This is a genomic window from uncultured Streptococcus sp. (assembly GCF_905372115.1).
Taxonomy (GTDB): domain Bacteria; phylum Bacillota; class Bacilli; order Lactobacillales; family Streptococcaceae; genus Streptococcus.
This window is the reverse complement of the sequence record NZ_CAJPNR010000025.1, coordinates 19,863-27,593: the sequence shown is the minus strand read 5'-3', so window position 1 is coordinate 27,593 and position 7,731 is coordinate 19,863. Positions and strand designations below refer to the sequence as shown.

Sequence of the window (7,731 nt, the reverse complement as noted above, 5' to 3'; positions counted from 1 at the left end):
ACCATGTAGAAGAAATTACTGAAGCTATGGATCATGTCCTGCTCCTGAAAGAAGGCGAAATCATAGCCCAAGGTCCTAAAGAAGACATTCTTCAAAAAGAGGTCATGGATCGCTTCTATCCTCAGCCAGTCGAGCTGATTGAGCTAGGAGAAGGCCGCTATTTCGTCAAGGTGGAGGTCAGGTCCTCATGAAGCAATTTTCTAACACAATCTTCAATTTGGGCTATTTTCTGATTCTAACCATGACTGCGATTGCCTTGCTTTTCCTGTCCGGGCAGATTCTCCTTTCCCATACTTACATCCCTTTGAGGATTGCTGAGGGGGTCCAATTCGTCAGTAATCCTTGGTATTTCTACCCTATCCTCCTGCTCTTTCTCCTCAGCCTCTTTTTAATCCGGCCCCTATTGGAAAAGGTTCAGACCAAGCATCTTTTTTGGATTCTGTCCCTCATCTTTATAGCAGCAGCGATTTTTCTGATAACGGCCTATGATGGACGCATCCGAGCTGACGCCAAGCACGTTTTCAATGCAGCGCTAGCCTTTAACCGAGGAGATTACAGCTCACTGACGACCGTCGGAAGCTACATGTATCGCAATCCTCATCAGCTAGGACTGATGACTCTGGAACGACTTTATGCTTTTATTTCTCCGACGACTCAGTTTGCCTTTAGCATGAATGTCGTCTGGACTTTACTCAGTCATTTCTTGATTTACAAGATTACAGCTCTCCTCAATGCCAGAGAAATCATCCAGAAATACACGATTCTGCTGACTTTTCTCTTTCTACCACAGCTCTTTTTCGTCCTCTTTGTCTACGGTACCATTCCCGGGCTCTTCTTCTGTCTGCTCAGTCTCTATGCTTTTATCAAGCTGGACCAGAAAGGAAACTTACTCTATGCTTTGCTGGGAGCTGCCAGCATCAGTCTGGCCTGCCTCCTGCGCAACAACTACATTATCTTTGCCATTATGCTAATCGGCGTCTACTTCCTATCCATTTTTTATAAATGGTCTTGGAAGAAACCCTTAGCCATCATCCTGATTTTAGCCGGTATCGTTCTTTCAAACAAGGGACTGACGGTCTACTATGAGCAGCTGATTGGGGGCAAGATTGGTGTTGGTACCCCAAAAATCGCCTACATCACTATGGGCCTGCGGGACGATCCTAATCGGCAGAGCCTGGGAGGCTGGTACGATGCCTACAATACCAAGATTCTCAAGCGCAACAATTACGATGAAAATTTGGCTACAGAAATGGCCACTCGGGATTTGAAGGATATCCTGATTCACTTCAGCAAGCATCCTGCTTATGCGCTCAAATTCTTCTACGAAAAGGTCAAGTCTACCTGGACTGAGCCGACTTTTCAGTCCATTTGGACCGGGCCGCAGATTGAACGCCAGCAATATATGAAGCCAGCTGTCCTGCGCAGTATTTATGAGGAAAGAAAGGGTTATCAGATTGTTAATTTCCTGCTCTTGACCCTGCTAGCCAGCATCTATCTGCTCTCCTGTTTCTTTATCCTGCATAAATTTTTCGTCGCCGAGGAAAGGCTGACGCCTTTTGACCTCTATCCCTTCATCTTTCTCTTGGGGGGCGGCCTCTTTCACTTCTTCTGGGAAACCAAGAGCCAGTATGTCTATATCTATGTCCTCCTTCTCATCCCTTCCGCCGCTCAATCCTTAGTCGATCTGAGCGATTGGTGGAAGAACAAAGGAAAAGGGAAATCAACAGACCAGCTTGAGAAAGACCTATAAAACTTGAACACTTGATAAGAATTTCTTATAATTTTATAGGAACATTAAGTGACACAAAGTTGAATTTGTAACTGAAACTTTTTATATTTTACGAAGGGAGAATAGTGATTTATGTTTTCAATATTAGGTGCAGTATTATTTGGAGTTATAGCAATTATGACAGTTCTTGTTGCTTGCGGTCTGCCTTTGGGCGAATTTACAATGGGGGGACAACATAAAATCTTACCTAAGAAATTTAGACTTGCGGCAGTCGTTTCGGTGGCTATTCAAATTTTTGCCATGATCATTATTTTGCAAGCTGGAGGTTTGCTTCCCCTGTGGCTGTCTTTCAAGGTTACTAAATATATTTGTTTCTTCTTTGCCGCTTACCTATCCTTGAATACGATTATGAACATGATTTCAAAAAGTAAGAAAGAAAAATATGTAATGACTCCGATTTCACTTATAGCTGCAATATGTTTTTGGATAACAGCATTTCAGATGTAGTATGTAAGCGAGGATCATCTACAGTGCGTCAAATTGGAATTTGTAGAGGTGAGAAAAATGTAATGGCAACACATTCAACTTAAATCGAAATAGTATAAAATTACGAGGAGATTATAAGATGAACAATTATATAAAATTAAATGAAGATAGATGGAATAATGTAAAAAATGACTATACTGAGCCATTGACACATGAAGAATTAGAAGAAGTTAGAAATAATCCAATTTCTGTTGCATTAACTGTTGGGAAAAAAGTTCCAAAAGAATGGTTTGAAAAAGCAAACGGAAAAAAGATATTAGGTTTAGCTTGTGGCGGTGGACAGCAGGGGCCAGTTTTTGCTATAAAAGGTTATGATGTAACCATAATGGATTTTTCTAAATCACAATTACAAAGAGATGATATGGTTGCTAAAAGAGAAGGCTTAAAAATCAATACAGTTCAAGGCGATATGACAAAACCATTTCCATTTGAAGATGAAACTTTTGATATTGTTTTTAATCCGGTCTCAAATGTGTATATAGAAGATTTAGAAAACATGTATAAAGAAGCCTCTCGAGTATTGAAAAAGGGTGGACTGTTAATGGTCGGATTTATGAATCCTTGGATATACATGTATGATGCTGACATTGTATGGGACAAACCCGATGAGGAATTACTTTTAAAGTTTTCAATACCTTTTAATTCAAAAGAGCTTGAAGAGGAAGGCAAGATAACCATCAATCCAGAATATGGATATGAATTTAGCCATACCTTAGAAACTCAGATTAGAGGACAACTCAAAAATGGTCTCGCTATGATAGATTTTTATGAATCGTGTGACAAAAGACATAGATTATCACGCTATGGAAATGACTATATCGCTACACTTTGCATTAAACTATAATATTATAGAACATACTTCAGGAGAATAGCCCATTTTATTTTCCTTAAGGGTTAAAATCTAAAAATCCCAGTTTGTCTAATTGAATAGAAAAATTTTTAAAACAGTAAATCACAAAGGTTTACTGTTTTTTTGCTCATTTTGAGAAATCATAACCACCCGTGAAAACGAGTGGCTTGTACACCGGCTATAAGCCGTTTCCCTCTAGCGACGTCTAAAGACGTTCGCTGAACTTCTTTTAGGTTAATGCTATGATTACTTGACTAATGCCCGTAAAAACAGGCTTTTATCTTAATTCTAAAACTGCCATCTGAGAACGCTTTGACCTTAACTTATCAAAGGCAAGGTCATTTTTCCCAATCGCCTATATATTTAAAAACTATCTTTTCGTTTAGGCCAACGATACTCACATAGTCCCCTCTCCCCCAAAACTTTCGATTGTTATAATATAACCCTTCTTGTTTTTCAATCTGAACAGGAGGGGTTGTTTTGAATGGAAATGAATAAGACTTAGTTTTGTGTTATTAGCATTTTCATCACTTCACTTTAATCGTAATCAGCATACCTCCACCAAGCTATTGTTGCGATAAGACCTAGAATACTTACCCCAAATAAACTGACAATGCTCCCAAAATTCAATAGCGCTTTTCCAGCAATACCACTTGCGAGTGCAGGAATCGCCCATGGAATGTATTTCCCAAAGTTAAGAGCAGAACCAAGCTGAGAAAAAATAATAGTAAAAATAATAAATGCCAATGGAGACAAATAGCCCCGGCCTAAACAAGCAAAAAAAGCCACTGGAGTAGAGAGTACGATCGTAAGAGTAGTACAAAAAACAAAAGTAAGTATACCTTTGAAAATCACCATTAAGCTCCCACCCTCAAGTCCAATCAAATTGCCAGCTAATAATCCTAACAAAAGTGCAAAAATTGATAGAATATAGCTCCATAGAGCAATAACGATAAACTTGGATAATACGATTGTATCTCTTCTTATCGGGAGTGCTAATAGGTCTATCATCGTTTTATCAGAGTATTCTCTACCAAAAAACCAAGATGCTGTAAATCCAAAAATGAGCAATCCCCCAACAGAAATGACTTGTGATACGGTCATTAAGTACGACGACCAGTCTGTTATCCTCATCATTTCCATTTTTGCAGAAATCAATCCAAGATTTTTGAAATTCTCTGGATATTTCATCATAGTTGCAAACAAGCCAACAATAAAAGGAACTAAACAGATAGAACAAGCAGTTACGATGGAAAGTTTTGATTTTATTAACTTTCTCCATTCAATTAAAATACAGGAACTAAGCTTTTTCATTCGAAACACCTCCATTATAGTCATTCAGTATTCTTAAGAAATAATGCTCTAAATCTTCTTTTTCAACAGCCAGCGATTTGGGTGGATAACCTGCATTAACCAGCAATGTAGCAATTTCTTCCGGATATTCCACAGATTTTTTATCAATTAGTTCTAAGAAATCGATATTATTTTCTGTGTCTGATTGAATGTTTACATGATAGCCATGGTTAGATAATACTTCTTTCATGGCCTTATTATTAGATCCACTTACTAGTAACCTCTTTTCTAAGTACTGTTCTAATTCATTGCTTTCAACTTCTCTTATAAGTCTGCCCTCATGTACAATAACTATCCTAGTAGCAATTTTAGATATTTCCTCTAGATTATGACTTGAAATAAGAACAGTTGTACCTAGATGATTCGCCAATTCCTTTAACAGTTCTCTCACTTCAATAACTCCAAAAGGATCTAATCCATTTGTCGGCTCATCAAGAATTAGAATTTTAGGTTTATGAATAATCGCTTTTGCAATTCCTAAACGCGCAACATTTCCTAAAGAAAGATGCTTCTCCTGTTTATGTTCATATTGCTTTAGTTTTAATTTTTCAATTACCCAGTCAATATTATCTTTATTAACCCCTCTTAATTTACTAACTATTTCTAAATTTTCTCTCACCGTTAAATCCGGATAAGAATAAGGCGTCTCAATAATATAACCTATTTCGTTTCGAAGTTCTAAATTATTCAGATCTAACTTTTTTCCTTGAATATAGCATTCTCCTGATGTAGATTTTATCAATCCTAGCATCATTCTCATCGTCGTTGTTTTCCCTGCACCATTCAGTCCTAAAAACCCTACTATTTCACCAGGTTTTATTGATAGATTCAAGTTGTTGACAACATTTTTTGTTCCATATCTTTTAGAAAGGTTTGCGGTTCTAATTGCTTCTTTCACCATTACCTATCCTCCTTAGTAATTTGCTCAACAATTCCTTGTATGACTAACTTCAATGTAGTATCAAATTGTTCTTCACCGATTTCCTCGATGTGTAATATAGTCATAGCAATCGTTCTAAATAAAGCAGAGACGATTTCTACCGATACATTTTCTCTAATATTGATTCGGGATACAATTTTTTTTACCATCCTATCATCTATCAGATGATGATTTGTTATCGCCTCTTTCGGCAATTTTCTTATGAGTAATTCCATTTCATGATTTTTAAATATGGTATACATAAATGAATAGCGAAAATCTTGATAAAAATCATAAAGTAACTGTACAAGACGATTTGTATCTATCTTGACTTCCATACCTAATTGTTCTGTCAGGTGATTCATAACATCTATTTGATATTCTTCTAAGACCGCAAAAAATAACATTTCCTTTGAAGAATAAAAATTATAAAAAGAACCTTTGGAGATATCCACCATTGCTGCCATTTGGTCAACTGTGGTTTTCTTAACCCCATATCTTTGAAGGCATTCCTTTGCAACTTTATGTAATTTCTTTCTAATAACTTCTTTTTCTTCGCTAGTAAAAGCAGTAGCCATAACTTCCTCCTAAAAACTCTGTGACGTTTTTTGATTTTACAGTCATAGGATATCATATAAATTGAAAAATGTCAAAAGTCTTATATCTTCTATGTAAGAAAATATAAGATTTTAAATTTATACACACCTCAATTCTCTTCATTTAGACCTAATTATTCGATTTTCACGATTTAAAAAATAAGGATACAGTACTGAAAGCTCCTATTATCTGGCTTTTCTCTCTGTATCCTTATTGTATCTCAAGTTCCTTCTCTCAATTTCTCAATCATGACCAGGAAAGGTGGATTGTTAATCTGATTGATGGTCTTGTAGAGGGCAACGGTGAAGTCCTGCTGAGGCAGCTGACTGACGAAGTCTAGCACCGCATCTTTCTCAACCTCTCCACCATCATGCCCGTAGTAAATCATGATAGCTGCTCGGCCGCCTTTTTCTAAGCCCCGGCAGACCTTTTCCAAAGCTTCCAGCGTCGTATCAGGTCGGGTAATGACAGACTTGTCCGCTGAAGGCAGGTAGCCCAGATTAAAAATAGCAGCCTTGAAATGGTCTGTGTATTGGTCTAGACTCTCATGTCCAGCCAAGATTAGCTGGGCATTATCCAAATTCGCTTCTGCCAAGCGCTGGCGGGTCTTTTCCACAGCCTGCTCCTGAATGTCAAAAGCATAGACCTGCTTGGCCAACTGAGCCAGAAAGAGGGTGTCATGTCCGTTGCCCATAGTAGCATCCACCACGATATCTTCCTTGGTCACGACTTCTGCCAAAAAGGCATGGGCCATCTGTAAGGGTCTTAACATACGAATCTCTGCTCCTTTGCTTTGCAGCCTTGTTTGCTGCCACGGCGACGCATTTCTGCTTCGATGGCATTGAGAACTTCCCATTTATTGAGGCTCCACATGGGACCAATCAACATGTCTCGCGGAGCATCGCCCGTGATACGGTGGATGACGATATGCTCGGGAATAATCTCCAGCTGGTCGCAGACGATGGAGACATACTCCTCCTGACTGAGCAGCTGCAGTCGCCCCTCATGATAATCCCGCTGCATACGGGTATTAGTCATCAAGTGAAGCAGGTGGAGCTTGATCCCTTGAATGTCATTATCCGTCACACAACGGCGGACATTCTCCAACATCATCTCATGAGTCTCACCCGGCAGGCCGTTAATCAAGTGAGAGACAATCTCCGCCTTGGGAGCCAGCTTACGAACTCGCTGGACCGTCTCCACATAAAGCTCATAGGAATGGGCACGATTGATGAGGTCCGAAGTCTCCTCATAGGTAGTCTGAAGCCCCAGTTCCACAGTCACATGCATACGCTCAGACAGAACAGCCAAGTAGGCGATGGTCTCGTCAGGCAAGCAGTCAGGCCGAGTCCCGATATTGAGACCAACGACGCCAGGCTCGTTAATGGCCTGTTCATAGCGCTCACGAATCACTTCAAGCTTCTCATGGGTATTGGTGAAGTTCTGGAAATAGACCAGATACTTGCGAACATCAGGCCACTTGCGGTGCATGAAGTCAATTTCCTTATAGAACTGCTCGCGAATGGGCGCATCCGGCGCCACAATGGCATCACCAGAACCCGAAACGGTACAGAAAGTACAGCCCCCATGCGCCACGGTTCCATCCCGGTTGGGACAGTCAAAGCCCGCATCAATAGGCACCTTAAAAGTCTTTTCACCAAAAAGTTTGCGATAATAATCATTCAAAGAATTGTAAGATTTCATACCTTTCATTCTACCACAAAAAAGAGTTTAGAA

General features: G+C 39.4%; 7 protein-coding genes and 2 pseudogenes. 4 read left to right on the top strand and 5 right to left on the bottom strand.

Annotated elements, in window-relative coordinates; all coding sequences use genetic code 11:
* The 4 genes and pseudogenes from QZ169_RS07705 to QZ169_RS07690 form a co-directional block, all read left to right on the top strand.
* Positions 1–191 (top strand): annotated as a pseudogene (locus QZ169_RS07705) (molybdenum ABC transporter ATP-binding protein); the annotation flags it as partial.
* The gene (locus tag QZ169_RS07700) at positions 188–1,750 is read left to right on the top strand and encodes a beta-carotene 15,15'-monooxygenase (RefSeq protein ID WP_295505994.1); all 1,563 of its coding nucleotides are present in this window, start codon (positions 188–190) and stop codon (positions 1,748–1,750) included. The pseudogene QZ169_RS07705 and the gene QZ169_RS07700, both read left to right, overlap by 4 nt.
* Before the next feature lie 111 nt (positions 1,751–1,861).
* Entirely contained in the window at positions 1,862–2,236 is a 375-nt protein-coding gene (locus QZ169_RS07695) for a hypothetical protein (protein ID WP_295505989.1), read from the top strand.
* 118 nt (positions 2,237–2,354) lie between these two features.
* Positions 2,355–3,119 carry a class I SAM-dependent methyltransferase gene (locus tag QZ169_RS07690; RefSeq protein ID WP_295505987.1) on the top strand — a complete coding sequence of 255 codons (765 nt, stop codon included), beginning with the start codon at positions 2,355–2,357 and terminating at the stop codon, positions 3,117–3,119.
* A gap of 543 nt (positions 3,120–3,662) precedes the next feature.
* Here QZ169_RS07690 and QZ169_RS07685 read toward each other — a convergent pair.
* The 5 genes and pseudogenes from QZ169_RS07685 to QZ169_RS07665 all read right to left on the bottom strand — a co-directional run bounded on the left by QZ169_RS07685 (position 3,663) and on the right by QZ169_RS07665 (position 7,707).
* The gene (locus QZ169_RS07685; RefSeq protein ID WP_002923574.1) at positions 3,663–4,439 is read right to left on the bottom strand and encodes an ABC transporter permease; all 777 of its coding nucleotides are present in this window, start codon (positions 4,437–4,439) and stop codon (positions 3,663–3,665) included.
* Positions 4,426–5,379 (bottom strand): ABC transporter ATP-binding protein, encoded by a 954-nt coding sequence (locus QZ169_RS07680; RefSeq protein ID WP_295505985.1) that lies wholly within the window; start codon positions 5,377–5,379, stop codon positions 4,426–4,428. The genes QZ169_RS07685 and QZ169_RS07680 overlap by 14 nt, the downstream gene beginning before the upstream one ends.
* Positions 5,360–5,975: pseudogene (locus QZ169_RS07675) on the bottom strand (TetR/AcrR family transcriptional regulator). The gene QZ169_RS07680 and the pseudogene QZ169_RS07675 overlap by 20 nt, the downstream one beginning before the upstream one ends.
* Before the next feature lie 239 nt (positions 5,976–6,214).
* The gene (locus QZ169_RS07670) at positions 6,215–6,766 is read right to left on the bottom strand and encodes a class I SAM-dependent methyltransferase (protein WP_295505983.1); all 552 of its coding nucleotides are present in this window, start codon (positions 6,764–6,766) and stop codon (positions 6,215–6,217) included.
* A complete protein-coding gene (locus tag QZ169_RS07665) occupies positions 6,760–7,707 on the bottom strand; it encodes a TIGR01212 family radical SAM protein (RefSeq protein ID WP_295505980.1) in 948 nt (315 codons plus the stop codon). The genes QZ169_RS07670 and QZ169_RS07665 overlap by 7 nt, the downstream gene beginning before the upstream one ends.
* Positions 7,708–7,731 lie beyond the last annotated feature (24 nt).